The sequence below is a fragment of the Massilia sp. CF038 genome (genome assembly GCF_900129765.1).
Taxonomy (GTDB): domain Bacteria; phylum Pseudomonadota; class Gammaproteobacteria; order Burkholderiales; family Burkholderiaceae_D; genus Telluria_A.
Map to the genome: position 1 here is coordinate 1,205,320 of NZ_FQWU01000002.1, position 26,507 is coordinate 1,231,826.

The window sequence follows — 26,507 nt, forward strand, 5'->3', positions numbered from 1 at the left end:
CATCAGCGTACGCGCCGTACCGACGAAATCTGATTGTTCAGGCCGCCCAGACGGTCATAGCGGCCCGGGCCAAAGGTCACGCACTGGCCGCGGAATTCGGCGTGCTGGCAGAATTCCCACTGGCCGCTGTAGACGATCAGCGAACCGGCGCGGTCGTTGAAATTGGCATTGACCAGACTGCGCACCTCGTCACGCACCGTGATGCGGTCGCCGCCAAAACCGGCGGTGGAGAACAGTTCGACACCGTCGCGCCCGCCATGGCCGCGATCGTCACCGCGGCCCTCGCCGCGGCCACCGTCACGTACCCGGCGCATCGACGTAATCGAACGATGGAAGGTGCGCTCCAGATTGCCATATTCGCCCGGCCCGAACACGCGGCAAGCGCCGCCAAAGTTCTCGTGTTCGCAGAACTCCCAATTACCTTGGGTGATCACGATCGACTGGGTCGCATCGTTGAAACCCATATTCACCAGCGAGTTGACGTCGCCACGCACGGGCAGCTCGCGGCCACGCATATTGGTTGCGTCAAACAGCAGCACTGGCGCACCGGCATCGCCGCGGCGTTCTTCGCGACGTTCTTCCCGGCGTTCCTCACGCCGTTCATCGCGACCGTCGTGGCGGCCCTGCACTTCACGTACCGATGAAATGTTGTTGCCGAGGCTATAAAGGGTCGGGTATTCGCCAGGACCGACGATGCGGCAATCCCCGGCAAAATCGGCATGCTGGCATACTTCCCAGCGGCCCGAATGGACCACCATGCTGGAAGCACGGTCGTTAAAGCCGATCTCGTTAAAGTTGCGCACGGGTCCGCGCAACGTTACCTCGCGGCCATCCATGCCTTCGCGTGCATATAGAGTCAGTTCGCCGGCGCTGGCGCTCGCTTGGGCGAGCCAGCTAAGGGACAGGAACAGGGCAAGGTGGAGGCGGCGCTTGAACATGACATGCAATCGAAAAGTGGTTGGAGTTGGTATTGTGATGCCTGCGCCGAAATTTTAGTAGATGGCCTTGTAACAATTTCCTACACCACTAGAACAAGATGACGGGCTTGGGCAATCGTGCGTAGAATCGCTGTTTGCCCAGGAACAAACCCACCATGTCCACCGCCCTCGCCCCACCTTCCCACACCATCCGCTCCGAAATGACCGCCCTGTGGCGCCTGTCGTGGCCGATGCTGGTGGGCCAGTTGGCCACCGTGGGCATGGGCGTGGCCGACGTGGCCATGACCGGCCACGTGAGCGCCGCCGAGCTGGCCGCCGTCTCGCTGGGCGCCTCGGTCTGGTCGATCGTGCTGGTGACCGTGATGGGCATCATGATGGCGATTAACCCGATCGTCGCGCATGAGATGGGCGCTGGCCAGTTCGATACCATCCCCCATTCGGTACGTCAGGCGCTGTGGAAGGGCTTGGGCGTGGGCCTGGTGTTCTGCCTGCTGGCCAACCTGGCCACGCTGGTGTTCGACCATATCGGCCTGGAACCGGCCGTCAATGCCAACGCCTCCATGTTCGTGCATGCCATCAGCATCGGCATGCCGGCCTTTGCCTGCTACCGCGCGCTGTACGGCTACACCATCAGCATCAACCAGACCAAGCCCGTGATGGTGATTGCCATTTTTGGCTTGCTGCTGAACGTGGCCATCAACTGGCTCCTGGTGTTTGGTAACTGGGGCTTTCCAAAGCTGGGTGCGGTCGGCTGCGCCGTGGCCACGGCCATTGGCATGTGGCTGATGCTGTTTGCCATGATTGGCTGGATTCGTTACGCGCCGGTGTACCACGCCACCTATCCCTTTACCCACTGGGAGTGGCCCAACTGGTCCGAGATCGCCAGCATGTTGCGTCTGGGCGTGCCCATTGGTGTGACCTATTTTGCCGAGGTCAGCGCCTTTGGTGCGGTCAGTTTGCTGGTGGCGCGTTACGGCGTGGTGGAAGTGTCGGCCAGCCAGATCGCGCTCAATTTTTCGTCGCTGGTGTTCATGGTGCCGCTCAGTTTTGGGGTCGGCTTGATCACGCGCGTGGGCCAGGCGCTCGGTGAAGGCAATCCGCAGCGGGCCCGTTTTGCCGCCTTTGTCGGGCTGGGCATGTCGCTCGCGTTCGCGGTGCTGTCGGCACTGTTCATCGTGCTGTTCCGCTGGGAGATCGCGCGCGCCTATACGTCCGACCTGGCAGTGCAGACGCTGTGTGTGCAGTTGCTGCTGCTGGCGGCCCTGTTCCAGTTGTCGGATGCAGCCCAGGTGGCCACGTCGTCTGCCATTCGCGGCTACAAGGTCACACGATCGCCCATGCTGATCCAGCTACTGGCATTCTGGGGCTTTGCGCTGCCGCTCGGCTATGTGCTGGGGCGTGCGCCGGCCTGGTTCCCCTGGGCGCCGGCGCAGCCGATGGCCGCCATGGGTTTCTGGATTGGCCTGGTGGTTGGCTTGACGATTGCTGCGCTGCTGCTGAGCTGGTCGCTGGCGCGGCTGTCGCGCCAGCGCGTGAAGTCAGCGCTTACTTGAGCCAGGTCGAGACCTGGTATGGGTCCTTCTCGGAAGGCCCGATCCGGCGCATGGACACAGGCTCCATCTTGACCATGTGCTTCATTGCTGGTCCGGCGATATCGACCCACACATGCGAGCGCGCGGTGACCGGGTCGCCCGATTCGTCGACCATGACATTGTCGAGGTGGTACACGCACATCTCTCGCGCATCGAGCCGCGTGTTGGTGTTGAGCAGCCAGAATTTGTCCGGCCAGCAGCGCAGTTGCACACCATTGACGGTGCGTGCGACGGTATAGTCGGCCGTGCTCTTGCCGCGCGGCGCGTAGGCCGGCCAAGGCGGGTTGTCAGTCACTTCTTCCACCACACCGTCAACGATCTGGGTCGTTTTGCCAGCGTGCGAAACGCTCACGACCTTGCTGCGTGTGGTTGTGACAGTCATCTTGCAATCGCCGCTGCCTTCGATATCGGGGCCCTCGATCCCGCCGCTGGTTTCCGTCACCACCACGGTAGAGACGCCGTTGGTAATGCGTGTCACCTTTTCGTCTTCAAAGTCATCGGGCACGGTTGGAAAAGGTTGAACCGGGATTTTTTTCAGTTCCGCCAGGCCGACACACATATCGTATGACACCTTCCTCGTGCGTACACCCCAGTTGACGGGATCGGAACGCTGCAGCGTCACCAGCTCCCAGCTTTCGCCAGCGTGCGCACCCGGTTTTGCTGGTGCAGTCGTGGCTGTCGCCTGCGTTACCGGCTTGTCGCAGCCGGTGAGCGTGGCCAGCGCCAGCAAGGGAAGGAAGAAAATCTTGGTCATGGCAATGGCAGTAGAAGGAAAAGCGCGATTGTAGAGCCGATTGCAGCAAAAGTCATAATATTTTTACAATATTTACAGCGTGCACAATCCGACTCTGGTATCGTCTCGCGCTGGTGCCGATCAACTACAACAAGAGACTACAATGCGTTTTATGCTCTGCCTCCTTGCCGCATTATCGAGTGCGCCCGCTACCGCGGAGCGCCTGACACTGGACCGTATCCACGCCGACCCGGCGCTGGCGGGACCGGCCATGCGCAATTTGCTGGTGTCGCCCGACGGCGCCCGCGTGACCTTCCTGCGCGGCCGCAGCGACAACCAGTTCCAGCTGGACCTGTGGGAATACAACATGAAGGACAAGACCTCGCGCTTGCTGGTCGACTCCAAGAAGCTGGTGCCCAACGAGGTGCTGTCGCCCGAAGAACAGGCGCGGCGCGAACGGGCCCGTACCGCCAGCTTTACCGGCATCCTCGGCTACAGCTGGTCGCCCGATGGCAAGCAGCTGCTGGTGCCAATTGCCGGCGACCTGTACCTGGTCGACGTGGCCAAGCCCGATGCTGCGCGCAAGGTCGCCAGCGGCAACGTGGCCGACCCGAAAATCTCCCCGCGCGGGCATTACCTGTCGTTCCTGCGCAAGCAGAACCTGTTCGTGATCGACCTGAAAACCGGCACCGAAAAGCAGCTCACCAATGATGGCGGCGGCACCGTCTTCAACGGCGAAGCCGAATTCGTGGCGCAGGAAGAAATGGGCCAGCGCACCGGCTACTACTGGGCGCCGGACGAATCAGCCATTGCCTACAAGCGCTACGATGAGGCACCGGTGCCCGTGGTGAAACGCACCGAGATTTTTGCCGACCACACCACCGTGGTCGACCAGCGCTATCCCGCTGCGGGCGACCCGAACGTACTGGTCGACTTGCTGATCGTGCCAACCGCAGGCGGCACGCCGCGCAAGGTCGAGCTGGGCGCCAACCGCGACATTTACCTGGTGCGGGCTGACTGGAGCAGCGACAGCAAGCAGCTGCTGTACCAGGTGCAAACGCGCGACCAGAAAAAACTGGACCTGATTGCGGTGGACGCAGCCAGCCTGGCGCAGCGCACGGTCTTGAGCGAAACTTCGCCCACCTACGTGATGATTCACGACGACCTGCGCTTCCTGAAAAAACGCGCGGCCTTCCTGTGGTCGTCCGAGCGCAGCGGGCGCAATCACTTGTATCTGTACGACCTTAACGGCAAGCTGCTGCACACCGTGTCGCGTGGCGAATGGGGCATCGACAATGTACTGGCCGTGGACGAAGAAGCGGGCCGCGTGTACGTTGCATCGAACCGCGACGCCGTGGTCGACAAGCAGACCTACTGGCTGCCCCTGGACGGCAGCAGCGCCGACAAGCCGGTGCGCGTGACCAAGGCCGACGGCTGGCACGACTCGGCCTTTGCGCGCAATGGCGCCGTGTTCGTCGACACCTGGTCCGACCCATCGACGCCGCCACAAGTGGCGATCCGCAAGCCGGATGGCACGCTGGTCGACTATCTGCTCGAGAACAAGGTGGCCCCGGGCCACCCGTATGCACCGTACCTGCCGGAACATATCAAGACGGAATACGGCACCATGGCCGCCAACGATGGCCAGACCCTGCACTACTCCATCATCAAGCCAGCCGGCTTCGATGCGGCCAAGCGCTACCCGGTCTACCTGTCGACCTACGGCGGGCCGCACGCCCAGCACGTGCAGCGCAAATGGGGCAATCTTTTTGACCAGTACATGGCGCAGCAGGGCTACGTGGTGTTCAGGCTGGACAACCGCGGTTCATTCCGGCGCGAACGCAAGTTCACCGATGCCACCTATCTGAGCCTGGGCAAGCGCGAGGTGGAAGACCAGGTCACCGGCATCGACTGGCTGGCAAAGCAGCAGTTCGTGGACCCGAAAAAGATCGGCGTGTTCGGCTGGAGCTACGGCGGTTTCATGTCGCTGCGCCTGCTGTCGGCTGCGTCGAACAAGATCGCGGCGGGCGTGTCGGTGGCGCCGGTGACCGACTGGGCCTTGTATGACACGCACTACACCGAACGCTATGTGGGCGCTACGCCGCAAGGCAACCCGCAAGCCTACAAGGACAGTGGCGTGTTCGCTCACATCGACGGACTCAAGTCGCCACTGCTGCTGGTGCATGGCATGGCCGACGATAACGTCCTGTTCACCAACACCACGCGCCTGATCGAGCAGTTGGTCAACCGCAATGTGCAGTTCGACCTGATGACTTATCCGGGCGCCAAGCACGGCATTTCGTCGCGTGCGGGACAACGCCATGTGTACGGGCTGATTGACAGCTTCTTCCGCAAGCATCTGAAAAGCGACGACAAATAAAAAATGGCCGCGAAGTTCGCGGCCATTTTTTTAGCGTGGTGCAGATCAGTTGACCGCATCCTTGACGGCTTCTTTCAGGTCGCCCAGTTTTTCCTGGGTTTTGCCTTCGACCTGGTTTTGCAGGCCCTTGACCTGCTGGTCAGGATTGCCGACCAGCTTGCCAGCCTCTTCCTGAATTTTGCCGCCGATGTCTTGCAGTTTGCCGTTGATTTGGTCTTTGTTCATGGTGAGCTCCTGAAAAATGCACATGCACTGGAATTGGCATGTCGTGAAGCCAGAATAAGGTGTCATCGGAAACTCATCTGTACGGACTCGCACATAACTCAGCAATAAGGCTGGTAACAGAAAAGGTGCTGCGCGCGCTACGTACAAACCTGACCAACATCGTCTTCGCGGAGGCGGGGACCCATAGCACGCATGCTAAGTGGTGCTGTTAACGTGCCATGGGTCCCCGCCTTCGCGAGGACGATGTGGGTGCTAATCTGCCAACTAACATGCGTACCAATCGTACAGCCCACCAAAACAAAACGCCCCGCGCGCCTGGTGGGGCGTGCGGGGCGCTTCGTAACACGAGCGGGATCAGCGGTTGCCGCGATCCTTGACGATTTCTTCCTTGGCATCGCCATATTTTTCCTGCACCTTGCCTTCGACTTGCTTGGACAGGCCTTTGGCTTGCTGCTCGCTGCTGCCGACAGCCTTGCCTACTTCTTCCTGAATCTTGCCGCCGATATCTTTGGCTTTACCCTTGACTTGGTCTTTGTTCATGACGAGTACCTCATAAAGTGAGTGGGACTGCGGGCCGCAATGCTTGCGACGGGTTCACAATAGGACGATTCGCCAAGCTCTTCTGTTCGCCACTTAACGCACAGGCTTGCGCCAGACACTGGCCAGCCAGGGCTGCTGTTCACGCGGCAGATTGGCGGGGCGGTAATAGTGATGCAGCGCGGAAAAGCCAGCTGCCAGCAGGTATTGCTCCCACGTGGCGTAATCGTAGTAACTGCCGTAGCGCGGCCCGTTCCAGCCCTCTTCATTGTTGCCGCGCGGATTGGATGTAAACAAGGCCCCGCCTGGTTTGATGGTGGCGTGCAATTGCGCGAGCACGCCGGGCAGCAGCTTGCTGGGCACATGGAACAGCACGGCATTGGCAAACACACCGTCAAACAGCGCCGGCGGCAAATCCAGGTGCAGCAAATCCTGCTGCCACACTTCGCAGCCGGAATAACTGCGCGCCATGCTGGCAAATTCTCCGGCCCCGTCCAGGCCGATTGCGCGATGGCCCATGCTGCTGAACTGCTTCAGATCGCGGCCCGGGCCGCAACCGAGATCGAGGATCGTCAACGGTCCCGGGGCCGGCAGCGCGTCGAGCAAGGCGGTGATGTTCTGGCTGACATCGTGATCGATGGTGCCGTTAAAAAATTGCAGCGCATGCCGATTGTAGTAATCGAGCGTGCGGCGGGCGATGTCGTCGGTGTCGTCTGTCATAATGCGCACAGGCTAACACAGGCCGGCGCCCTATGCAGCCGGTGCTGCCAGGGCCGGCAGCACTTGCGGCAACAGGCGCTGGCGCTGCAGCGCACGGGTGCGAATCTCGTTGCCCACCTTGCGCGCTTCGCCCATGGCACCGGGCCCCATATGCTGGCCGACCCAGGCTTCCATCATGTCGGCCTGGGCCGCGTCAAACGAGCGGCCGACCAGGCTGGGGAAGAAGGCATTGCGCCCCAGTGCTTCCTGGTCGTTCAGCAAGGCCGCGCTGCGTTCGATGGCAAAATTCCAGGCCAGTGCGGCATGGCCGGCACGCGCCACCTGCCCCACCAGCAGCGAGGTGATCTGCGCTGGCAGCAGGTCCGACATTGACAATGCCAGCGTACGCGCCGCCAGCACCGGATCGGTCGCGCTGCACAGCGCATCGGCCAGCTCATCGCGCTCTTCGGCGCTGTCGGACTGCATCAGGCGTGCCAGCAGCCGGTCATACGTGGCCACATCCGCATACAAGCCCTGGGCCAGGGTGAGAACAGCGCGCATGGACGGCGGCGCGGTGGTGCTGGATCGGGCGCGCGCCTGCGCCAGCACCGTCTGGTCGGCCGCATGGATCAGCAGCCCCGCCAGCAGGGGGCGCAGTGCACGCTGGTCGACCGACTCGCCCATTTTCTCGTCCCAGCCAAGGCGGTCGAAGGCAGGCCGCGCCAGATCGCGGGTAAAGCGGCGCACGGCTTCCTGCTCGGGCGTGCCGGCCATCAGATCATCGAGCGAGCGCAGCTGCGACGCCAGCGCCCGCCACACGGCAGCGCGATTCTCGCCGCGGTAGTTGCCCGCCAGCGTGAGCCAGGCACTCAGTGGCTGGCGGCCCGCCTGCGCCTGGCTCCAGGTGTCACTCAGCAGACGTAGCCGGGTGCTGTCGCTCAAGTCGGCACTACGCGCGCTCAGCGCAGCAAACGAGGCGCTATCGTACTGAACGCGGAAATAGCCAACCCCGTTCGGGTCCACCACCAGCGTACCTTCGCAGCCCGGCAGAATCACGGTACTGGACGGGCCATCGAGCATGGCCTGCACCGCCTTGCCGCCCACAATGCCCAGTTGCAGCGGCACTTGCCACTGACGTGGGGTCGCTGGCTGTTCGTCGAGCCAGTACTGTTCCTGGCTGAGCGTGATGCGGCGCCGGCCCTGCTCGCAGGCTTGCTCCACCTTGAGCAAGGGGTAGCCAGGCTGCATGGTCCAGTCCAGCGCCAGCGCGGTCACCGGTTTGCCGGAGGCTTTTTCCAGCGCGGCCCACAAATCGGCACCCGTGGTATTGCCCATGCGATGGCTGGCCATGTAGCTGCGCATGCCGTTGCGGAAGGCATCTTCGCCCAGCCAGGCTTCCAGCATGCGCACCAGGGCTTCCCCCTTGACATAGGGAATATCGTCGAAGGCATCGGCTGCCTCGTCCTCGGTCTCGACCTTCGATTGCAGCGCGCGCGTGGTCTTGCGCGCATCGAATTCCATGACGGTATCGCGCGCGCCCTGGCTGTCGAGCGCGGCGCGCCACTCAGGGTGGAAGTGCTCGCTGGCCTTGGTTTCCATCCACGACGCAAAACCCTCGTTGAGCCACAGGTTGTCCCACCACGCCATGGTCACCAGATTGCCGAACCACTGATGCGACACCTCATGCGCATTGAAGATAAAGGATTGCTTGCGCATGCTTTCCGGGCTGGTCCTGGGGTCGACCAGCAAGGTGGTCTCGTGATAGACAATGCCACCCCAGTTTTCCATTGCGCCATTAAAGCCGCCGGGCACGGCAATTTGGTCGAGCTTGGGCAAGGCATAGGGCTGCCCGAAATAGGTATGGTAGTAGCGCAGCAAGTCCTTGCTGGTGCCCAGGGCAAACGCTGCCTGAGGCTGCTTGCCGGCCGTGGTGACCACGCCGATTTCGATACCGTCCTGCTTGACGGCACTGCGCTCCAGTTCCCCGGCCACCAGCACCAGCAAATAACTGGGCATGCGCGGTGTCAGGCCAAACGACAGGCGCTGCAGGCCGCCGCCGATTTTTTCCTGCTTTTCCACCGGCGTATTGGAGTAAGCCTTGAAGTTGAGCGGCAAGTCCACCGTCAGTTTGAAGGCGGCGCGGAAGGCGGGCTCGTCCCAGGTGGGCAGCAAGCGGCGCGCATCGCTGGGCGCCAGATTGGTCACCAGCATGGTCTTTTCGGTCTTGCCGGCCTGGTATTCCAAATGGAACAAACCGCGCGCTTCGCGGTTGATGGTGCCGTGAAATTTGAGCGTGAGCTGATAGCGCCCTGGCAGCAGCGGCTGGTCCAGGCGGAAGGTGACGGTTTGAGCAGCCTCGTCAGCGACTGGCGCCAGTTTGCGCACTGGAATGTCCTTGCCCGCGAGGCTGGCACTGTCGATCTGCAAGGCAGCGGCGTTGAGCATGATGCGCGTGGTGGCCGTCAGCACCTCGATCTCGACGGTTTCAGATCCATAGAAGGTACGGGCGGCCAGATCGGGCCGCAAGTGCGCGGCATATTGCAAGGGCACCACATCCTTGGGCAGCTTGCCCGGCGTATCGGCAAACGAAAACGGCGCCTCGGCGTGCGCGGCGAGGGCGGCAAGGCTGAACAAGGCGGCAATCACGGGCCGGACAAACGATAATTTCATGTGCAATCTCAAAACTTTCCCCAGCATGCACTTTATCAAAGCAACAAGCTTCGCGTGCAAGATTGCGATGAACTGCAGGAAGCGGCGCGTCAAGTGCGAAACCACGCTGTTTTTCTGCATGGCGGAAAGTGGCGTGCAGAAAGAAATCGCTATATAGTCACTCTTGCCCAGGGGGCACTTTATAAGGAGACCGCAATGACGCTGGAAAGCTTGCTGCAAAACCCGAATGCCCTGCCGACTGCGCCCAAGGTGGTCGACGAACTCATCAGCAGCTTTGAAGATCCCGACGTCGCGGTGGAAGACATTGCCCGCAAAGTCTCGCTTGACCCGGTGCTGGCAGCCAAGCTGCTGCGCCTGGCCAACTCCGCCTACTACCATGTGTCACGCCGGATCGGCAATGTCGAGGATGCAGTTCGCATGCTCGGTTTTGTCACGGTGCGCACGCTGGTGATCAGCTCCGGCCTGGTCGGTGGCTTCAAGACCGTGCCGGGACTGGACCTGAAGCGTTTCTGGCGCTACAGCCTGCACGCAGCAGTCAGTGCAAAATGGATAGCAAAAAAAGTGGGCGTGAATACCGACCTGGCTTTTACGATTGGCATGATGCATGCCATCGGTCAGCTTGTGGTCCACGCCGGGATGCCGGCCGAGGCACAGGAACTTGATAAAACAGTCGGGCCCTACGAACCAGGCCGCCTGGCAGCCGAACAAGCCGCTTTCGGTTTTCAATTCAGTGACGTAGGCGCGGAGCTGGCCACGCGCTGGAAGTTCCCCGATATTTTCCCGGATACCATCCGCGACTTCCCTGCCCCGCCGGCCGTTCCCGCCCCTGGACGCATGGCCGCGGTGGTGCACCTTGCGGTGTGGCGCGCCAGGGCCGATGAGCTGGGACTCAATGCCGAGGACACCGCGGCGAGCCTGCCGCTGAACGTCGCCGCCGGCCTGGGTCTGGCCCCGAACGAATTGCTGGAGGAAATGCCCAGCCTGTCGCAGCTGAGCGCCGGGCTGGAGGAACTTATTCATTAGACAATCTTCGAATTTCTTTTTAAAAAGTTTCCAGAAATCCCTAAAGTTTCCGTTTTCCCGACCGTTACCAGGTGGACAAGCAGTAATCCATCGATCAAATAATGGCCGGGTGAGCACATGACCTCCAACGAAGTCCTCGCGATGTACGAAAATATTGCCGTTTTGACTGGCAAAATGGCCAACGCCGCGCAAGCAGGCGACATGCAGAGCCTGGCTGCAATGGAAGTCGAATGCGCGCGCCACTCGGCTGCAGCCGCGCACGGCGTGCCGGCGCTGGAAGCGGCCCCGCGCATGCGCAAGATCGATCTGCTCAAGCAAATCATGGCCAACGATCGCGCGATCCGCGCCGTGACCGAGCCGTGGGAACTGTCGAAAGTCATGGCGACGCACTAAGCGTCACCCGCCAAGCAAAAGCGCCCGAGGGCGCTTTTTTTACGTCGCCAGCGCCAGCTTGAGCGACAAGGCAATTCCTTGCGCCGCCAGGGCAATCTCGCTCAGCGAAGGGTAGCTCGGTGCAATGCGGATATGACTGTCTTCCGGATCGACGCCATAGGGATAGGCGGCGCCTGCCGGCGTCAGGGTGATGCCAGCCTCTTTCGCCAGCGCGATGGTGCGCTTGGCCGCCCCAGGCGGGGTCACCAGATCGATAAAGTAGCCACCAGCCGGACGGGTCCAGGAAACGCCTGGCACATCGCCCAGAAGTTCGGCGAACTGCTGTTGAACGGCGTCGAACTTCGGCGCCAGCAGGGACCGGTGCCCTTCCATCAGCGCGGCCACGGTCGCTGGATCCTTGAGATAGCGTACGTGGCGCAGCTGGTTGATCTTGTCCGGTCCGATGCTGCGCACCCCGGCGTGCTTGGTCCACCACGCGATGTTGGCCGGCGAGGCGGCCAGTGCCGCGATCCCAGAACCGGCCCAGCTGACCTTGGAAGTCGACGCAAACACGATGGCACGGTCAGGATTGCCCGCTGCCGCGCACGCGGCCAGAACGTCCGCAATCTCCGTCTTGTTATCGCCAAGATGGTGGAAACGGTAGGCATCGTCCCACATCAAGCGAAAATCCGGGGCGGCAGTGGGCATCTGTGCCAGGCGGGCAATCACGGCGTCCGCATACACGGCGCCGGACGGGTTGCTGTATTTCGGCACGCACCACATGCCTTTGATGCTGGCATCGGCGGCGACCAGGCGCTCGACCAGATCCATATCCGGACCGTCTTCACCCAGCGGTACGCTGATCATCTTGATGCCGCGCGCTTCACAAATGGAGAAGTGGCGATCGTAGCCCGGAACCGGGCACAGGAAGCTGACCGGTTGCTGGGTCACCCAGGGTGTGCCCCCTGGCACCCCGTTGAGCAGGGCATAGACAATCACGTCGTGCATCAGCGACAGGCTGGCACTGCTGTCGACCACCACTTGCGCGGGGGGCACGCCCAGCAAGGCGCCAAACAAGGCACGTGCTTCCGGCAGGCCCACCCCCAGGCCGTAGTTACGGCAATCGGTGCCGTCGTCAGCGGCGTACGACGCTAACGGCCCCATCAGGGCGTCGGAAAGATCAAGTTGTTCGGGAGCGGGTTTGCCGCGTGACATGTCGAGCTTGAGTCCGCGTTGTTTGAATGCCTGGTAATGCTCTGCAACTGCCTGTGTCATGTGGGTACTTTCCGAGGTGGGACCACGGACAAGTATAGCCTCAGGGCAGGTATTGCGCTGGACGCTGGCTTTTTTTTGGGGGGGGGGAATTCGGGAGAGCGAACACCAGGTATCTCCTGGTGTCGCCTCGTGCCGGTTGCAACCGGCGTCTGTCAGCACACTGTTGGCGTTCAGACTGCTTCCGGAGCAGGCGTTTCTTCAACGTTCATCTGCTTGTCGCGCCACGCTATCGTTGGTGGCTGCGCCAGATCCTTGCTCCGTCTTTTGCGGCCACTCATGACCGCGAAACAAGTATAGCGCAGTTTTTCGAGTTGTGTAGACGAGTTCGTGCGTTTGCAATCAAAAAAACAATATTTTTTTAATATCAGGCCGAATCGGCGTCGGGTGCGGCCGCTTCCGGTGCGGATTTCGCCTTTCCTTTGAAGCGCCCGGCAAGCCGGCTCATGAATGATCCAGTGGCGGGCGCCGCCTGCTTGCGCCGTTTCATCAGGAACCAGCCCACGCCACCCAGCAGCACCAGCGCACCAATGCCCCCGCCAATCAGCAGCCACGGCACGCCCTCCCCCTCATGTTTTGCTGGCTTCGACGGCTTGGGCGGTGGCGGCGGAATGGCCGGCTTGTGCGCAGAGGCGGAGGCGGCCGCGGCAGCCGCGTTGGCCACCGCACTGGCGTCGGCGCTGCCGGCCGCATGGGCCGACGCGCTGCTGGCACTGGCGCCACTGGCCGTCGCAGCACTCGCGGCATTGGCGTCGATCACCATCTGCAGCTGGCGCACTTTTTCTTCCAGCTCAACCACCTGGGCACTGAGCAAACCATTCTTGTACTCGGTCGCAGCGCAGGCCTTGACCTGCTCTTCGTTCTGGGTGCAGGCAGATGCCGGCTTGCCAGTGAGCGTGATTTCGCGCACCGGCTTGCGGGGCGGTTCGCTGTCGCGCGCCACGGGGGGCGGCTGCGGGACTGGCGCTGGCACGGTGAGCGCAGGCGCCGGCATCGGGCGCGCGGGCGCACTCACAGGCGGCGCCGGCACGGGCACAGTCACGGGGCGTGCCACCACTGGGGCAGGCGGCGGTTTTGGTGCCGGATCGGGACTCAGCCACAAGGTGGTGCCGCGCACGTTGGCCTTGCCGCCTTCGCTCAGTTCCAGGAACAAATGCAGATAGCCGGCATCCACCGCGCGGGTCGAGCTCAGGCGCAGGAATTGGCGATTGTCGCGCCGCACCACGTTCAGCGACAACGTGGGCAGGACCGGACTGATGGCGATATTGGCGCCCTTGTACACATCCATGCTGGCATTGCGCACGGTGACCACCGCGCCAGGGTCGGCCAGCCCCGTCAGCTCAATTTCGGCCGCCAGCGGCTGTCCTATATAAGAAGACACGGCGGCATCGCCCAATTCGGCCGCGCCGCTCCACTGACACACCGCGGCCAGCAGCGCGCTGCTAACAAATCGGGACAAGCTGGCAAAACGGCGGCTGCGCATAGGCATCAATCAGGCAAGGTCAGGTAGGGTGGCACAGGAAATGCTGCCTCTGCAGCTATTAACGCACATTGGAGTAAACTCTTTAATCCCTGCGAACGACAAAATAGGATTCTGCTATGGAAACCAGAAGCGAGAAAGACAGTTTCGGCCCCATTGACGTGCCTGCCGAGCGCCTGTGGGGCGCCCAGACCCAACGTTCCTTGCAGCACTTTGCCATTTCCAGCGAACGGATGGCGCCCGAACTGGTGGCCGCGCTGGCACAGGTCAAGCGCGCTGCCGCTGCCGTGAACCGCTCGCTTGGCCTGCTGCCGGCAGACAAGGCTGACGCCATCCTGCGCGCCGCCGACGAAGTGCTGGAGGGCCGCCACCCCGACGAGTTTCCCCTGGCGGTGTGGCAGACCGGCTCTGGCACCCAAAGCAATATGAACATGAACGAAGTGCTGGCCAACCGCGCCTCCGAACTGCTGGGCGGCGTGCGCGGCGAGGGCCGCCTGCTGCACCCGAACGACCATGTGAACATGGGGCAGTCCTCGAACGACATCTTCCCCACTGCCATGCACGTGGCGGCCGCGGCGGCCGTGGTGCAGCATGTGCTGCCGGCGCTGGCCAAGCTGCGCGGCACCCTCACCATCAAGATGCGCGACTTTGCCGACATCGTCAAGATCGGCCGCACCCACTTGCAGGATGCCACCCCCCTGACGCTGGGACAGGAGTTTTCCGGCTACGTGGCCCAGCTCGAGTATGCAGAGCATGCGATCCGCGCCACCCTGCCCGGTCTGCTGCATCTGGCTGCCGGCGGCACTGCCGTGGGCACCGGTTTGAATGCGCATCCCGACTTTGCCGCCCGCATCGCCGCCGAAATCGGTTCGCGCACGGGCTTGTCGTTCAAAACAGCACCCAACAAGTTCGCCGCCCTGGCCGGCCATGATGCGCTGGTCGGTGCCCACGGCGCCCTCAAGACGCTGGCGACGGCGCTCATGAAAATTGCGAACGACGTGCGCTGGATGGCCTCCGGCCCCCGTTCGGGCCTGGGTGAAATCGCCATCCCCGAAAACGAACCGGGCAGCTCGATCATGCCCGGCAAGGTCAATCCCACGCAATGCGAAGCGCTGACCATGCTGTGCTGCCAGGTGTTCGGCAACGATACCGCCATCACCGTGGGCGCGGCCTCGGGCAATTTCGAGCTGAACGTGTTCAAGCCCATGATTGCGCACAATTTCCTGCAAAGCGCACGCCTGCTGGCCGACGGCATGCATTCCTTCGACCACCATTGCGCCCAGGGCATTACCCCCAACCGCGAACGGATTGCCGAACTGATGGAGCGCTCGCTGATGCTGGTCACGGCGCTGGCACCCCATATCGGCTACGACAAGGCGGCCACCATTGCCAAGAAAGCCCAGCACGACGGCAGCACGCTCAAGCAGGCGGCCCTGGCACTGGGCTTTGTGACGGAGCAGGAGTTTGCCAAGTGGATCGATCCGCTGGCCATGACGCGGCCGGGGCTGTAAACTGGCGCGCGACCCCTCCCTACAACCAGGAATAAAATGCAAAAATTATCATTCGACCTCGCCGGCGAATTCGTTGAACTCAATCAGCTGCTCAAGCTGGTGGGCCTGTGCGACAGCGGCGGCGCTGGCAAGAACATGGTGGCCAGCGGCGTGGTGTCGGTCGATGGTAAAAAGGAATTGCGCAAGACAGCAAAAATCCGCGCTGGCCAGACGGTCAGCGTGGGCGATGTGCGGATCAGTGTGAACGGCTAATAACGATCGCCTGAGATACAAGATTTATCTTGCATTTCAGCAATAATAAAATAAGCTGAGAGGGACGGCGGTGGTGCCTGTCCCGTTTTTTTGCGCCGAGACAAACGCCGAAATTCTTGCTTGTTTATATTCGAAGACGTTACCAACCGGTTGAAGGTGGCCGCCATGGATAGCCCGGAGCAAACCCCGCAAACGCAGGAACGATTGATTGGCGACCTGCGCCTCGTCATTGAAAATGCCGAGGAATTACTGAAGAACACCGATCAATACACCAGTGTGTTGTACCAGAACGCCCGCGCCAAGCTGGCACTGGCCTTGAATGCCGCCACCGAGGAACTGGCGCGCTTCGAAGATGCAAAACTGGTTCGCATGATGGCTGCCACCCAGGCAGCCAACATCGAACATGCCGACCTGAGCGGCGAAGCGCGCATCATGCGCGCCTTCAAGTAGCGTGCCGGTCAGGCGCTGCGGCGCCTGATCCACGCATCGAGGGACAATTTTCCCGGTCCAAACGCCACCAGCACCAGCAGCAGGATGCCCCAGTAGCGGTGATCATTGATCGCGGCCGGGCAGTCAAAGGTGAACAGCTGCGGGTACGAAATCACCGCCATCAGATTGACCACAAACAGGCCCAGCGCAGCCGGTCGCGACAGCAAGCCCACAAACAGAAACACCGGCAACGCCAACTCGCCCATGGCGCCCATGACAGCGGCCACTTCGGGCGACAGCAAGGGCGTCTTGTACTCGTCGGTAAACAGGGCGACTGTGCTGTCCCAGTCGGCAATCTTGATCAGGCCGGAATTGAAGAACACCCAGCCTACGTAAAGCCGGATCGCCAGGTTCAGTAGCGAGCCGCCCCAGGCGGTGATCAGTTCATCGTAGCGATAGGTCGTGCGGATTGCGCCCAGAATGGCATTCATGATGACTCCGTTGTGAATTGTTGTTGTGCTTGTTTGGGGTAATCGTTTGGTGCAGTCAGCAGGCCGAGAGCGACCCAGTCGCGCAGCCAGGCGCTGACATCGATCTGCTCGTCAATCTCGAATGCCGCGTCCAGCGCCGCGCCCATCGGATCGCCCTGCCCAAGGCGGACCAGGGCCGTAAAGTGCGCCGCGGTCAGGGGATGCACGATGCTCTTCCAGTGCGGCCGTGCCAATACGGCATGGCTGGCCAGCGCCAGCTCCTGCGGGAAGCCGGCGTCGCTGCCTTGATGTGCCTGCCACAGCGCGACCACGTTCCAGGGCGAGGCAAACAGCGTCGCTGCGGGATGCAGGGCAAAGTGCGCAGCCTCGAACTGTTCGGGTGACAAGCCGGCCAGGCTTTGCGCGTCCAGTGCCGCTGCCTCAGGCGCGTAATGGGTGCGGTGCAGGGCCCACTCCAGGCGTGCCATGTCGGGCAGATAGGGCAGCTCGGCGACGTGTTCGAAACCAGTCAGAAAGGCGGCGAAATGGGCGCCAAAGCGGTTCAGATCGGGGCTGTCCGACGGATGGGCCTTGCCGAAAGCGCGCGCCAGGGCGCTGAAAAACTCGGAACCCACCAGTTGGACGATCACAGGGAAGGCTGCGCCCAGAACTTTGCCCCAGGTGCCGCTCAGGTTGCCGCGGTAAAGCGCGATGCGCTCGGCCCCGGCAGGACCGCTGTCGCGCAGCTGGGCCAGCAGGGCCGCTTCATTGGTGGCGTTGAATAGCGCATCGGAAAACTGCGCCTGCAGCGTGGCCAGCACATTGCTGCTGGCGCCAGCGCATTCCAGTGACGGCGGCGCGGATACCAGGGTGATGGGCGGCAGCGCCTCGCGGGCAATTGCCGCGGCCTTGTGCGCCTCGCCAAGCAAAACCGCAAGCGCGGGGATGTCGGTATCCCATTCGATCAGCGTCGGACGCGGGCCGCAGCGTGCCAGCGCGGCACGATACAAATCCCATACCTGCTCGTCCACCGGGGCGCCATGGTGGTCGATGACCGCGGTCGGGGTCACCAGGTGTCCGGCCAGATGCATCTCGCCCACGCTGGCAGGATCGAGCGCGGCCAGAGCCGCCAGCGCGTCTTCGCCGTGATTGCATTGATTGACGTACAGGTTGTTCACGTCGAGCAGCAGGCCACAGCCCGTGCGCTTGGCCAGCGCCGCCAGAAATTGCGCCTCGCTCATCGCATCGGCGCGAAAACGCACATAGGTGGAGACGTTTTCCAGCAGGATGGTGCGACCGAAGGCTTCCTGCACCTGCTCCACCCGTTCGCACAGCAGCGCCAGCGCTTCTTCGGTCAGCGCCAGCGGCAGCAGATCATTGAGTTGCCGGTCGTGTACCGCGCCCCAGCACAGGTGCTCGGACACCAGCATGGGTTCGACCTGGCGCACCAGGCTTGCCACACGTTGCAGATGGGATTGTGAAAAGCCGCGCGCCGAGCCCAGGCCAAGGCCCACGCCGTGCAGGCTGATGGCATAGTCGCGCCGCAGCTGTTGCAGCACGTGCCAGTCCCAGCCGGACTGGTCCAGAAAATTTTCAGTATGAACTTCGAGCCAGTCGACCTGGGGACGCTGGTCGAGAAACTGGCGGTAGTGCGGTGCCCGCAAGCCCACCCCGATCAAGGGAAGTGAGCCGGGGCGGACGGCGACCGAGGCAGACACGATGCCGTCCGCGCAGCGCAATTACTTGGCTGCAGTCAGCTTGCCGCCGGCCTTTTCGCACGTGCCTTTGGCCACGTATTTCCATTCGTTTGCATCTTTGTCGACCTTGCCCTGGCCAGCGCAGGAATGCGAACCAGTTGCGGTAGCGCAATCATTCTGACCGGCTTTGGCAATGCCGTAGCACTTTTCTTTTTCTGCCTTGGCAGGTGCGTCGGCCGCGTAAGCAACGCCGGCGGTGACAACACACAGACCAGCCAGAGCGGCGGCGGTAATGGCTTGACGTTTGTTCATGTTATATATCTCCAAGTAGGTAGTAAAAAACGATGACTATCCGGCACCCACTGCCAGGTATTCTGATCTATTGTCGTCGGGTGCGTTCAAATCCTTACAACTGATTTACGTTTGCTTGCAAAAGGGCAAAAAAAAAAAGCCCGGGCCTCCCTGGGGCGGAGAGGTGGCCGGGCTGCGCATGCCAAATATGGTGGTGGCGAGCGGCTAACGACAATAACGCGACAAGTCGCGTTTTGTTGACCTGCTCACCACAAATTTTGCTTAAGCGGTGGTATTGATCGTGTTGCCGAGGTTGGCAGGCAGATTTTGCACGGCTGGCGGCGACTGCACTGCGTTGATCAGCTGCGCGGCGGTCGATGCCTGGATCTGTTGCGCCTTTTTCAGCACAGCAACGCCAACTTCCTGCTTGTTCCCCGTTTCCGCGATGCTGGTAGCGAGTTTTGCGATTGAACTGACATCCATGACGACCTCCGAGTTAACAGCTATCCCTGATTAACGGCAGCCTGGACGTGAACTTGAGGACTTTTTTCAAGAATCTGCAATTGCAACCAGGCAAGAACTTGCGCAGGCGAGTTCAAGTCCAGCCACACCAGGGTGGGCGGCGCATCGTCCGGGCACGCCACGTCGGCGGCCACGGCAACAATATGGCCGTCTTGTGGGTACAGGGGCGCATGCCCCAGGGACGGCCGAAATACTTCCAGCTTGGGCAGCGCTTCCCACTTGTACCCTTCCACCAGGGTCAGATCGGCCGGGCTCAGGCGCGCGAGCTGTTCGGCCAGGCCAGGTTCGGGCGCCCCCCGCAGTTCGCGCACAATGGCGCTGCGAAACGGCGAGGCCAGCAAGACTTCCGCCGCGCCGGCATGGCGCAGGCGCGCGCTATCCTTGTGCGCCGGCTCAAGCAGCACGTCATGGTGGCTGTGTTTGACGATATTGACGCGCAAACCGCTGGCGGCAAGCTGCGCGACCAGGTATTCCAGCAGCGTGGTCTTGCCGCTGCCGGACCAGCCGACCACGCCGAGCACCTTGTTCATCATGCGCTGGCCTAGTAAGGAACGCGGTAGCGGGTGCCGCGGTGATTCATCACGGCCGCGCGCGGCAGCAATTTTTCCAGGATCAGGCCGGGCGCGACCTCTTCGCCTTCGTGGCGCAAGACCTTGTCGATCAGGAGCAGCCGATCAGCGGGATTTTTGGAATACATGTAACCGCCAAAAGCCACTTGCGGCAAGCCTTGTGCCACCGCCGGTGGCAATTCGCGCATCGTGGGCAGGCTTTCTTCGGGCGCCACCGGGTCCGGTTCTGGCGCCGGTTTTGGCACGGGCGCCGGCTTCGGTACTGCCGCCACCGCTTGCTGCACTGGCGCCGGCCGCGGCGCCAGTGCCGGCGGGGCCGGCGGCAAGGCAGACTTGGGCGCAAGCGCCGGCGTGGCCGGCGCCAGCGCGGACTTCGGCGCCAGCGCGGGGCTGGCCGATCGCGCCCCCGGCGCGGCCATCGGTGCCGGCATCGGCGCACTTGGCACAAGGGGCGCCATGTCCGGCTCCGGCAGGGGCTGCGCCGCCGGTACCGGGTTCACTGGCGCCGGCGCGGGCATGGCTGCCTGGGCCAGCACCGGTGCTGCTGGCGGCGGCGCAGACTGGCGCCACCACAGAAAAGCGGCCAGGCCGGCCAGGACGGCGGCACCGCCCAGCACCACAGGCAGCGGCACGCCGGCACCGCGCCCGCTGTCCTGCGGCGTGCTGTGGAGGGACAGATCGTGAATGGTGGGCGCGTTGCCGAGCTGGCGTTCGGACTGGGCCTTCTTGAGGGCTTCGAGGATATAGGACATCGTATTATTTGACGTTGGCGGCGGCCAGCAAGTGTGGTTCAGGGACCCCGTTGAGCTGATTGAGGCGCATGTAAGTGCGGGGACCGGCGACACCGTCGGCCTTCATGTTTTGCTGGATCTGGAAGCGGCGCAGCAGTTCCAGCGTGTCGGCGCCAAGCGGCTGGCCAGCGGCCGGCGCGGCTTCCCCGCCCAGGCGCGCCAGGCTGGCCGCGATCCAGTCGACGTCGGGGCCCTGCTCGCCACCGGCCACCTGATCGCGGTAGGTGCGCGGCATTTTCCACAAGGTGGTGAAGGCGCCGTCAAAGCGCAGCGCCAGCGTGGCCACGCTCAGTTTCTGCTTGCGTCCGTCAAAGCTCAGCGTCACCTCGTCTTCATCCATGGCTATCAGCATGGCGTAACTGACGTTGGCGCCATCGCGCAGGGTCAGTACGGCCGGCCGGTCCAGCTGGCGCAAATCGTACAGGCCACCTTTGCTCTGATGGCAGCGCAGATTGACCTTCATGGCGGACTGGCAGATTTCGCCGGGCGGCACCGTCACATGCCACAAGGCCGCCAGCTCGCGCAGGGCGCGCTGTTCGTCGGCGTGCGCCAGCGGTACCAGGCTGACCACCGCCGCCACCGGCGCTGTGGCGGGCGGCGCTGCGGCGGCAGCGGCAGCGGCCACGGTGGGCGCTTTCCTGGCCGGCATCAGCTGCCATGCCGCGGCCGCGCTGACAGCGACAGCGGCCGCTACGCCGGCGGCCAGCACCGGCCAGCGCTTGCGCAAACTGGGGCCCTTGGCCTGAATCGAAAACACTTCGCCGGCGGCGCGCCGCAAAATGGCACGCGTGACTTCGTGGCTGTTTTCCACGTACGCGCCCAGCAGCGCGCGGTCGCACAGCAGGTTGATCCTGCGTGGAACCCCGTAAGTAATCTGATGAATACGCGGTAGCACCGCGCGCTTGAATGGCGACGGGCCGGTGGCGCCGGCCACCGCCATCCGGTGCGCGATGTAGCTGGCCGTTTCCTGCTCGCTCAAGGAACCAAGGTGGTAGCGCGCGATGACGCGCTGTGCCAGTTGCTCCAGTTCGGGCCGGGCCAGCATGGTGCGCAGCTCGGGCTGTCCGATCAGAATAATCTGCAGCAGCTTGCGCTCGTTGGTTTCCAGATTGGTCAGCAGGCGCAGTTGTTCGAGCACGTCGGCCGACAGGTTTTGCGCTTCGTCGATGATCAGCACATTGTTCTTGCCGCGCGCATGGCTGGCCAGCAGGTCGGTGTTGATGGCGTCGACATAGCTTTTTACGCTCACCGGGCCCGGTCCGGGCGGCAGCAGCGCAATGCGGAATTCGTCGCAGATCGACAGCAGCAGTTCTTCCACCGACAGCTTGGGGTTGAAGATGTAAGCGAGGCGGGTATTCGATGGAATCTGTTCGATGAAGCAGCGGCATACGGTCGTTTTGCCAGCGCCGATCTCACCGGTCAGCAGCACGAAGCCGCCGCCGCTGCCCACGCCGTACAGCAAATGCGCCAGCGCCTCGCGATGGCGTTCGCTCATGAACAGGTAGCGCGGATCGGGGGCGATCGAAAACGGTGATTGCTTCAGACTGAAGAAATGGGTGTACATGGATTCCCGGTAATGGCCTTTAGCGCAGGATCGGCAGCGGCTTGTATTTGGCGCAGTAGATTTTCGACTTGGTCTTGAAGTAGACGATGCGGCTGCCCGGCAGCGATTCACGCACCGGATAGGTGGAGGCGTCGGTCACCTTGTGGCGCACGCCGGCGCTGCCGCGGATGGCTTCTTCCAGCTTGTCGGGCGTGGCCTCGGTCACGGCGCCCAGAAATACCAGCTCGCTGGTATCGTCGCTCAGAATGATGTCGGTTACTTGCGCGCCCCACAGGTTGCCATCGGCCTTGTACCAGTAGGCGCCGCCTTCGTGCTTGTACGAGGGGCCAAAGGCGGTATTCAGATAAGACTGGAAGTACGCGTTGTCCAGATGGCTGCGGCACAGCAGTGCGCTGCCAATCACGGGGCCGAAGGTCGACGGGGCGGCGCTGCCGCTGCTGCACACGGCCAGCGTCAGCGCGCAGGCGTACCGGCGCAGCGCTGCCGCGCGTGGCGTGCGGCAGCCTGGCAAGTGGCCTGGTGGGCGCAGTCCCATCGGGATCAGGCGGCGCTTACTGGCGCGCGCGCTCTTCCTTTTTGACCTTCTTGGCTTCTTTCTTTTCCTTGGCCGATTTGGCCGGTTCTTTCTTGGTCTCTTTCTTACTGTCTTGCGCTTTACTCATAGTGACTCCTTCAGACTATAACTTGGACATCCAGTTGCGGTTGGCCTCGATCTTGGCCTTGGCCGATGCCGGCAAGGCTTCAAAGCACCCCGGATGCTGCTTGAGCGCCAGCTCGCGAATTTCTTTTTGCATACCGTTAATGACAAAGACATACACGGTCGCGCCCTGCTCGTTCTTGCGCGTTCCCATATAGCGAATCATGATTCCCCCACTTGCTGCGCTCTGCACACATTATGACACTTTGCCGCAACAATTCACGAGCAAATGCACCAGACGAAAAAAAGCCCGCAATAGCGGGCTTTCGAGATGGACATGACTGCCCGAGAAACTTGTTGTTGTTGTTTCCAGCTGATCAGAATGTCCATCCTGCATGACAATCTGAAATCAATAAGTTCCAGCCAGAAATATAACATAGCGCAGCCGAGCCCGGCACGTTTTCCGCGCCTGGTGTCGGGAAAGCGTCACATCAGATCCAGCCAGGGATCGGTGTCGGGCGCGGGGAATTGCGCGCTCATGAAGTCAACAAAGCTGCGCACCTTGTACGACATCAGGCGCCGGCTCGGATATACCAGGTTCACCGGCATCATGCCCAGGTGGTGGCCCTTGAGCAGCTGCACCAGGCGGCCACTGGAAAAATCGTCGTCCAGCGTGAACGACGAGCGCACCATGATGCCCATGCCCGCCAGGGCGGCGTGGCGCAGGATGCTGCCATTGTTGGAGATCAGGCGCGAGACAATGGGAATGTCGCCCTTTTCGTTTCCCCAGCTTAAAGGCCAGCTGTGGCGTAGTTGCTCAAATGCAAAATTAAGGATCTTGTGATCCGATACCTCAAACGGCGTGGACGGCTCGCCATACTTGGCCAGATAGGCCGGTGAGGCGCACAGAACCAGGGTCGACATGCACAGCCGGCGCGCAATCATGGTGGCGTCAAATTTTTGCAAGCCCAGCAGAATTCCGATGTCAAAGCCCTCTTCCACCAGATCGATGGGGTAGTCCGCCAGCGTCACGTCCAGCACCACGTCGGGCATGGCTTCAGCGTACTTGGGCAACAGGGCCGCCAGTTGTGACTGGCCAAAGCTGTGCTGGCAATAAATACGCAGCGTCCCGCTTGCCTTGCGCGCCGAGGACGAGGCCACGGCGTCGGCATCGTCAATGTCAGTCAATATCTGTTTGACACGTTCCAGGTACTGCAAACCGGTTTCGGTCAGCGACAACTTGCGCGTGGTGCGGTTTAACAGCCGCGTACCGAGGTGAGCCTCTAAATCCGCAACATTGCGCGTGACAACGGTATTGGACATGTCCATTGCCTGGGCTGCACGGGCGAAACTACCGTGTTCCACCACCTTGGCAAACACTCTCATCGATTGAAGTCTATCCATGTGGAAACTTATTATCCCGTTTTTGGCAATAGATCATTGCCAGTATTCCCCTTTTTTGCGGAAGGTGCAACGTATAGACTTCGTTTCATGGATGAGCAACAACGCTTATCAACGCCGCCCACCTGAAGCGACGCCAACCAACACCAAGGAGTTACACCATGAAAGCATCGAAACTGTTCTTCGTTATCGCCGCGATCGCCTTCGGCGGTTCCGTCAGCGCCGCTGAAGTGCCGGCCGCCAACGCCACCGCAAGCTCGACCGCCGCCGCAGCAGCCCAGGTCGGCGTGGCAGCAAAAAGCCTGAGCGTGCCAGCTGTACTGGTCGCAAAGAACAACGGCCGCACCCGTGAAGAAGTGCGCGCTGAAGCAGTCGAAGCGGTCAAGCATCACCGCGCCACCGAAGCGAGCCAGTTTGACTGGATCACCAAATAATTTGTTTTAACCGGCGTACGCGCCGGATCCTGGAGAAAATCATGAATGCATCGAAACTGTTTGCCGCTGTTGCCACCCTCGCCTTCGCTGGCGCTGCCTTTGCCGGCGAAACCCCGGCCGCTGCTGCTGCCACCACCACCGCGGCCGCCCAAGTGACCGTCGCTGCCCAGGCCGCCACCGCCGCCGCCCCAGCGGACAAAGCTGGCCAGCGCGACAAGGTCAAGGCAGAAGCCGTCGAAGCGATGAACAACCGCCGCGCGACGGAAGCCAGCCAGTACGACTGGTTCATGAAGTAATCTCCACGCCAGTTCCCGGCGCCCCCTCGGATGCGAGCAGCATCTGACGGGGCGTTTTTCCGTTTACGGCGCCTTTTTCACCGTTCAGGATGCGCTTTGGCCGTTTGGTCGCGCGCCGGCTGACGGCGCCACGGCGCTGGCATATTGTGCAGTCTCCGCATTCGTGCGCCACCAATTTCGAGACGCCATGACCACATCGTTCAAACCCCTCCCCCACGCCCTGGCCCTGGCCTTTGCCCTGCTGGCCGCCCCGGCCACCCAGGCCCAGGGCCCGGCCGTGACCGAACAGCGCGCTGTTGCCGCCTTCCAGGCAATCGAGCTGCAGGGCCCGTATCAGGTGGTGATCAAGGCGCAGGGCGCGCAGTCGCTCAGTCTGTCCGGCCCCAGGGACAAGCTGGCCGACGTCATCACTGAGGTGCGTGGCAATACCCTGGTCGTCAAGCCGGTGGCACGCTTCCAGTTCGGCTTTCATTTTGGCAGCGCGTCCAAATCGGAACGGGTCACCATCGCCATTGGCGCGAGCGCCTTGCGCAGCCTGAAGATGTCCGGCAGCGGCGACGTGCAGCTCGATCAGGTGACAGGCGAACAGTTCAGCCTGGGCGTGAGCGGCCCCGGCTCCCTGCGCGCCAACGGCAGCGTGCGCGCCCTGACCGTCGACAGCAGCGGCAGCGGCGACCTGTTCCTGGGCCAGCTGACGGCAGTCAATGTCAAACTGGCGCAGTCCGGGCCAGGCGATGTCAATCTGGGGCCGGTCAGCGGGGACTTCCGCACGGACAACAGCGGCTCCGGCGACTTGAAGGCGGACAGCATCCATGCGGCCCGCGTGCGCGTGAGCATGAGCGGTCCGGGCGATATCACCCTGGCCGGTAGCGGTGGCGAACTGCACGCCGACATCAGCGGCTCGGGCGACCTGAAGGCCTGCCAGCTGGCCGTGGACATCGTGCGCGCCGACCTGAGCGGACCGGGCGAAGCTTGCGTGAGCGGCAAGATCACCGCGCTGGAAGCGAACGTCAGTGGCTCGGGCGACCTGAGTGCGCACGGCCTGCAGGCGCAAAAGGCGCGCATCAACATGAGCGGCCCCGGCGACGTCATGCTTGATGGTAGCGTGGGTACGCTCGATGCACGCCTGTCGGGTTCGGGTGACCTCGAAGCAGGCAAGCTCAACGTGACGGTGGCCGACCTGCGCAGCGATGGTCCGGGCGGCATCCGCCTGGCCACCGTCACGGACAGCCTGAGCGCGAACCTCAGTGGTTCAGGCGATCTGGTTGCCGCCTTGAACGGCAAAACCCTGGTGCTCAACCTCGACGGCCCCGGCATGGCGCACCTTGAAGGCACGGTCGACAGCGTGCGCGCGCGCCTGAGCGGCTCGGGCGAATTCGACGGCCGCAAGCTTACTGCACGCAGCAGCGACGTCCAGGTGCAAGGACCGGCCGTGGCCACCGTCGGCGCCAATCATTACGACCGCCGCAGCACCCGCATCAGCCGCTGAATAACTGTTTGCTACCCACGTTGAATCGGCCTGCCACGCTGTGCGTCGCAGGCCGATTGTCTTTTGCGCCAGCGCCTGCGCCCCTTATTGGAAACGCTTCACTTTGGTAAAAAATTGGCACTAAACCAGCACCAGAGGCATACCATTTTTAACTTTTGTCTTTTCCTTTAAATACAAGGACTTAGCCACGTCATGGTTGTGACCGGCGCAATGCCAATTCACGAATTTACAAT

Annotated in this window: 28 protein-coding genes; 10 read left to right on the plus strand and 18 right to left on the minus strand. The window is 62.3% G+C overall.

The features are described from left to right. Positions 1 to 2: 2 nt before the first annotated feature. Entirely contained in the window at positions 3 to 938 is a 936-nt protein-coding gene (locus BUC24_RS15810; RefSeq protein WP_073218138.1) for a beta/gamma crystallin-related protein, read from the minus strand. A gap of 155 nt (positions 939 to 1,093) precedes the next feature. Between BUC24_RS15810 and BUC24_RS15815 the strand changes: the two genes are divergently transcribed. After that, the gene (locus BUC24_RS15815; RefSeq protein ID WP_073218141.1) at positions 1,094 to 2,491 is read left to right on the plus strand and encodes an MATE family efflux transporter; all 1,398 of its coding nucleotides are present in this window, start codon (positions 1,094 to 1,096) and stop codon (positions 2,489 to 2,491) included. On the opposite strand, the gene BUC24_RS15820 is transcribed toward BUC24_RS15815, so the two are convergent. Next, complete coding sequence (locus BUC24_RS15820; RefSeq protein ID WP_073218143.1) at positions 2,484 to 3,284, minus strand: hypothetical protein; 801 nt, start codon at positions 3,282 to 3,284, stop codon at positions 2,484 to 2,486. The two genes, BUC24_RS15815 and BUC24_RS15820, sit on opposite strands and share 8 nt — an antisense overlap. A 142-nt stretch (positions 3,285 to 3,426) precedes the next feature. On the opposite strand from BUC24_RS15820, the gene BUC24_RS15825 reads away from it, so the two are divergent. Continuing rightward, positions 3,427 to 5,643 carry a S9 family peptidase gene (locus tag BUC24_RS15825; RefSeq protein WP_073218145.1) on the plus strand — a complete coding sequence of 739 codons (2,217 nt, stop codon included), beginning with the start codon at positions 3,427 to 3,429 and terminating at the stop codon, positions 5,641 to 5,643. Between the two features lie 45 nt (positions 5,644 to 5,688). On the opposite strand, the gene BUC24_RS15830 is transcribed toward BUC24_RS15825, so the two are convergent. The 4 genes from BUC24_RS15830 to BUC24_RS15845 form a co-directional block, all read right to left on the minus strand. Beyond that, positions 5,689 to 5,868 carry a CsbD family protein gene (locus tag BUC24_RS15830; protein WP_073218148.1) on the minus strand — a complete coding sequence of 60 codons (180 nt, stop codon included), beginning with the start codon at positions 5,866 to 5,868 and terminating at the stop codon, positions 5,689 to 5,691. Between the two features lie 354 nt (positions 5,869 to 6,222). Next, a complete protein-coding gene (locus tag BUC24_RS15835) occupies positions 6,223 to 6,408 on the minus strand; it encodes a CsbD family protein (RefSeq protein ID WP_073218151.1) in 186 nt (61 codons plus the stop codon). A 93-nt stretch (positions 6,409 to 6,501) separates the two neighbouring features. After that, positions 6,502 to 7,125: a class I SAM-dependent methyltransferase gene (locus BUC24_RS15840; protein WP_178372556.1), complete on the minus strand. Its 624-nt coding sequence runs from the start codon at positions 7,123 to 7,125 to the stop codon at positions 6,502 to 6,504. Between the two features lie 30 nt (positions 7,126 to 7,155). Next, positions 7,156 to 9,774 (minus strand): M1 family metallopeptidase, encoded by a 2,619-nt coding sequence (locus BUC24_RS15845; protein ID WP_073218156.1) that lies wholly within the window; start codon positions 9,772 to 9,774, stop codon positions 7,156 to 7,158. Between the two features lie 195 nt (positions 9,775 to 9,969). On the opposite strand from BUC24_RS15845, the gene BUC24_RS15850 reads away from it, so the two are divergent. Together BUC24_RS15850 and BUC24_RS15855 are read left to right on the plus strand one after the other, a co-directional pair. Next, a complete protein-coding gene (locus BUC24_RS15850) occupies positions 9,970 to 10,797 on the plus strand; it encodes an HDOD domain-containing protein (protein WP_073218159.1) in 828 nt (275 codons plus the stop codon). A 117-nt stretch (positions 10,798 to 10,914) separates the two neighbouring features. Further along, the gene (locus tag BUC24_RS15855; protein ID WP_073218161.1) at positions 10,915 to 11,190 is read left to right on the plus strand and encodes a flagellar protein FliT; all 276 of its coding nucleotides are present in this window, start codon (positions 10,915 to 10,917) and stop codon (positions 11,188 to 11,190) included. 39 nt (positions 11,191 to 11,229) lie between these two features. On the opposite strand, the gene BUC24_RS15860 is transcribed toward BUC24_RS15855, so the two are convergent. Continuing rightward, complete coding sequence (locus BUC24_RS15860; protein WP_267873484.1) at positions 11,230 to 12,480, minus strand: aspartate aminotransferase type Ic; 1,251 nt, start codon at positions 12,478 to 12,480, stop codon at positions 11,230 to 11,232. Positions 12,481 to 12,808: 328 nt separating this feature from the next. Beyond that, entirely contained in the window at positions 12,809 to 13,924 is a 1,116-nt protein-coding gene (locus BUC24_RS15865) for a type IV pilus assembly protein FimV (protein WP_073218167.1), read from the minus strand. 116 nt (positions 13,925 to 14,040) lie between these two features. On the opposite strand from BUC24_RS15865, the gene fumC reads away from it, so the two are divergent. From fumC to BUC24_RS15880, 3 genes are all read left to right on the plus strand, one after another. Further along, complete coding sequence (fumC, locus tag BUC24_RS15870) at positions 14,041 to 15,432, plus strand: class II fumarate hydratase (RefSeq protein WP_073218170.1); 1,392 nt, start codon at positions 14,041 to 14,043, stop codon at positions 15,430 to 15,432. 36 nt (positions 15,433 to 15,468) lie between these two features. Beyond that, a complete protein-coding gene (locus BUC24_RS15875) occupies positions 15,469 to 15,684 on the plus strand; it encodes an RNA-binding S4 domain-containing protein (RefSeq protein WP_073218173.1) in 216 nt (71 codons plus the stop codon). 165 nt (positions 15,685 to 15,849) lie between these two features. Then, complete coding sequence (locus BUC24_RS15880) at positions 15,850 to 16,134, plus strand: DUF883 family protein (protein ID WP_073218177.1); 285 nt, start codon at positions 15,850 to 15,852, stop codon at positions 16,132 to 16,134. A gap of 8 nt (positions 16,135 to 16,142) precedes the next feature. Here BUC24_RS15880 and BUC24_RS15885 read toward each other — a convergent pair whose 3' ends face one another. From BUC24_RS15885 to BUC24_RS15930, 10 genes are all read right to left on the minus strand, one after another. Beyond that, positions 16,143 to 16,604: a DoxX family protein gene (locus BUC24_RS15885; protein ID WP_073218180.1), complete on the minus strand. Its 462-nt coding sequence runs from the start codon at positions 16,602 to 16,604 to the stop codon at positions 16,143 to 16,145. Next, positions 16,601 to 18,301 (minus strand): MNIO family bufferin maturase, encoded by a 1,701-nt coding sequence (locus BUC24_RS15890; RefSeq protein ID WP_229448238.1) that lies wholly within the window; start codon positions 18,299 to 18,301, stop codon positions 16,601 to 16,603. The genes BUC24_RS15885 and BUC24_RS15890 overlap by 4 nt, the downstream gene beginning before the upstream one ends. A gap of 21 nt (positions 18,302 to 18,322) precedes the next feature. After that, positions 18,323 to 18,592, minus strand: a complete 270-nt coding sequence (locus BUC24_RS15895; RefSeq protein ID WP_073218183.1) for a BufA1 family periplasmic bufferin-type metallophore — start codon at positions 18,590 to 18,592, stop codon at positions 18,323 to 18,325. A 261-nt stretch (positions 18,593 to 18,853) separates the two neighbouring features. Beyond that, positions 18,854 to 19,054, minus strand: coding sequence for a YjfB family protein (locus BUC24_RS15900; protein ID WP_073218186.1), 201 nt, complete (start codon positions 19,052 to 19,054; stop codon positions 18,854 to 18,856). A 20-nt stretch (positions 19,055 to 19,074) separates the two neighbouring features. After that, positions 19,075 to 19,623: a molybdopterin-guanine dinucleotide biosynthesis protein B gene (gene mobB / locus BUC24_RS15905; protein ID WP_083599020.1), complete on the minus strand. Its 549-nt coding sequence runs from the start codon at positions 19,621 to 19,623 to the stop codon at positions 19,075 to 19,077. 11 nt (positions 19,624 to 19,634) lie between these two features. Beyond that, positions 19,635 to 20,414 (minus strand): general secretion pathway protein GspB, encoded by a 780-nt coding sequence (locus BUC24_RS27465; protein ID WP_073218192.1) that lies wholly within the window; start codon positions 20,412 to 20,414, stop codon positions 19,635 to 19,637. A gap of 4 nt (positions 20,415 to 20,418) precedes the next feature. Further along, a complete protein-coding gene (locus BUC24_RS15915) occupies positions 20,419 to 22,017 on the minus strand; it encodes an ExeA family protein (RefSeq protein ID WP_073218194.1) in 1,599 nt (532 codons plus the stop codon). Between the two features lie 19 nt (positions 22,018 to 22,036). Next, positions 22,037 to 22,552: a hypothetical protein gene (locus BUC24_RS15920; RefSeq protein WP_073218197.1), complete on the minus strand. Its 516-nt coding sequence runs from the start codon at positions 22,550 to 22,552 to the stop codon at positions 22,037 to 22,039. A 142-nt stretch (positions 22,553 to 22,694) separates the two neighbouring features. After that, positions 22,695 to 22,880 (minus strand): hypothetical protein, encoded by a 186-nt coding sequence (locus tag BUC24_RS15925; RefSeq protein ID WP_073218200.1) that lies wholly within the window; start codon positions 22,878 to 22,880, stop codon positions 22,695 to 22,697. Between the two features lie 260 nt (positions 22,881 to 23,140). Further along, a complete protein-coding gene (locus tag BUC24_RS15930) occupies positions 23,141 to 24,058 on the minus strand; it encodes a LysR family transcriptional regulator (protein ID WP_073218204.1) in 918 nt (305 codons plus the stop codon). A 158-nt stretch (positions 24,059 to 24,216) separates the two neighbouring features. On the opposite strand from BUC24_RS15930, the gene BUC24_RS15935 reads away from it, so the two are divergent. The 3 genes from BUC24_RS15935 to BUC24_RS15945 all read left to right on the plus strand — a co-directional run bounded on the left by BUC24_RS15935 (position 24,217) and on the right by BUC24_RS15945 (position 26,274). Beyond that, on the plus strand, positions 24,217 to 24,489 hold the full coding sequence (locus BUC24_RS15935) for a hypothetical protein (RefSeq protein ID WP_073218206.1): 273 nt from the start codon (positions 24,217 to 24,219) through the stop codon (positions 24,487 to 24,489). Between the two features lie 41 nt (positions 24,490 to 24,530). Beyond that, positions 24,531 to 24,785, plus strand: a complete 255-nt coding sequence (locus BUC24_RS15940) for a hypothetical protein (protein ID WP_073218209.1) — start codon at positions 24,531 to 24,533, stop codon at positions 24,783 to 24,785. Between the two features lie 187 nt (positions 24,786 to 24,972). Continuing rightward, positions 24,973 to 26,274 (plus strand): GIN domain-containing protein, encoded by a 1,302-nt coding sequence (locus BUC24_RS15945; protein ID WP_073218212.1) that lies wholly within the window; start codon positions 24,973 to 24,975, stop codon positions 26,272 to 26,274. Positions 26,275 to 26,507: the final 233 nt, after the last annotated feature.

What these genes read in the sequence shown, in the direction of transcription:
- BUC24_RS15810 (WP_073218138.1), bottom strand. Translation starts at nt 938, where the DNA reads ATGTTCAAGCGCCGCCTCCACCTTGCCCTGTTCCTGTCCCTTAGCTGG.
- BUC24_RS15815 (WP_073218141.1), top strand. Translation starts at nt 1,094, where the DNA reads ATGTCCACCGCCCTCGCCCCACCTTCCCACACCATCCGCTCCGAAATG.
- BUC24_RS15820 (WP_073218143.1), bottom strand. Translation starts at nt 3,284, where the DNA reads ATGACCAAGATTTTCTTCCTTCCCTTGCTGGCGCTGGCCACGCTCACC.
- BUC24_RS15825 (WP_073218145.1), top strand. Translation starts at nt 3,427, where the DNA reads ATGCGTTTTATGCTCTGCCTCCTTGCCGCATTATCGAGTGCGCCCGCT.
- BUC24_RS15830 (WP_073218148.1), bottom strand. Translation starts at nt 5,868, where the DNA reads ATGAACAAAGACCAAATCAACGGCAAACTGCAAGACATCGGCGGCAAA.
- BUC24_RS15835 (WP_073218151.1), bottom strand. Translation starts at nt 6,408, where the DNA reads ATGAACAAAGACCAAGTCAAGGGTAAAGCCAAAGATATCGGCGGCAAG.
- BUC24_RS15840 (WP_178372556.1), bottom strand. Translation starts at nt 7,125, where the DNA reads ATGACAGACGACACCGACGACATCGCCCGCCGCACGCTCGATTACTAC.
- BUC24_RS15845 (WP_073218156.1), bottom strand. Translation starts at nt 9,774, where the DNA reads ATGAAATTATCGTTTGTCCGGCCCGTGATTGCCGCCTTGTTCAGCCTT.
- BUC24_RS15850 (WP_073218159.1), top strand. Translation starts at nt 9,970, where the DNA reads ATGACGCTGGAAAGCTTGCTGCAAAACCCGAATGCCCTGCCGACTGCG.
- BUC24_RS15855 (WP_073218161.1), top strand. Translation starts at nt 10,915, where the DNA reads ATGACCTCCAACGAAGTCCTCGCGATGTACGAAAATATTGCCGTTTTG.
- BUC24_RS15865 (WP_073218167.1), bottom strand. Translation starts at nt 13,924, where the DNA reads ATGCGCAGCCGCCGTTTTGCCAGCTTGTCCCGATTTGTTAGCAGCGCG.
- fumC (WP_073218170.1), top strand. Translation starts at nt 14,041, where the DNA reads ATGGAAACCAGAAGCGAGAAAGACAGTTTCGGCCCCATTGACGTGCCT.
- BUC24_RS15875 (WP_073218173.1), top strand. Translation starts at nt 15,469, where the DNA reads ATGCAAAAATTATCATTCGACCTCGCCGGCGAATTCGTTGAACTCAAT.
- BUC24_RS15880 (WP_073218177.1), top strand. Translation starts at nt 15,850, where the DNA reads ATGGATAGCCCGGAGCAAACCCCGCAAACGCAGGAACGATTGATTGGC.
- BUC24_RS15885 (WP_073218180.1), bottom strand. Translation starts at nt 16,604, where the DNA reads ATGAATGCCATTCTGGGCGCAATCCGCACGACCTATCGCTACGATGAA.
- BUC24_RS15895 (WP_073218183.1), bottom strand. Translation starts at nt 18,592, where the DNA reads ATGAACAAACGTCAAGCCATTACCGCCGCCGCTCTGGCTGGTCTGTGT.
- BUC24_RS15900 (WP_073218186.1), bottom strand. Translation starts at nt 19,054, where the DNA reads ATGGATGTCAGTTCAATCGCAAAACTCGCTACCAGCATCGCGGAAACG.
- mobB (WP_083599020.1), bottom strand. Translation starts at nt 19,623, where the DNA reads ATGAACAAGGTGCTCGGCGTGGTCGGCTGGTCCGGCAGCGGCAAGACC.
- BUC24_RS27465 (WP_073218192.1), bottom strand. Translation starts at nt 20,414, where the DNA reads ATGTCCTATATCCTCGAAGCCCTCAAGAAGGCCCAGTCCGAACGCCAG.
- BUC24_RS15915 (WP_073218194.1), bottom strand. Translation starts at nt 22,017, where the DNA reads ATGTACACCCATTTCTTCAGTCTGAAGCAATCACCGTTTTCGATCGCC.
- BUC24_RS15920 (WP_073218197.1), bottom strand. Translation starts at nt 22,552, where the DNA reads ATGGGACTGCGCCCACCAGGCCACTTGCCAGGCTGCCGCACGCCACGC.
- BUC24_RS15925 (WP_073218200.1), bottom strand. Translation starts at nt 22,880, where the DNA reads ATGATTCGCTATATGGGAACGCGCAAGAACGAGCAGGGCGCGACCGTG.
- BUC24_RS15930 (WP_073218204.1), bottom strand. Translation starts at nt 24,058, where the DNA reads ATGGATAGACTTCAATCGATGAGAGTGTTTGCCAAGGTGGTGGAACAC.
- BUC24_RS15935 (WP_073218206.1), top strand. Translation starts at nt 24,217, where the DNA reads ATGAAAGCATCGAAACTGTTCTTCGTTATCGCCGCGATCGCCTTCGGC.
- BUC24_RS15940 (WP_073218209.1), top strand. Translation starts at nt 24,531, where the DNA reads ATGAATGCATCGAAACTGTTTGCCGCTGTTGCCACCCTCGCCTTCGCT.
- BUC24_RS15945 (WP_073218212.1), top strand. Translation starts at nt 24,973, where the DNA reads ATGACCACATCGTTCAAACCCCTCCCCCACGCCCTGGCCCTGGCCTTT.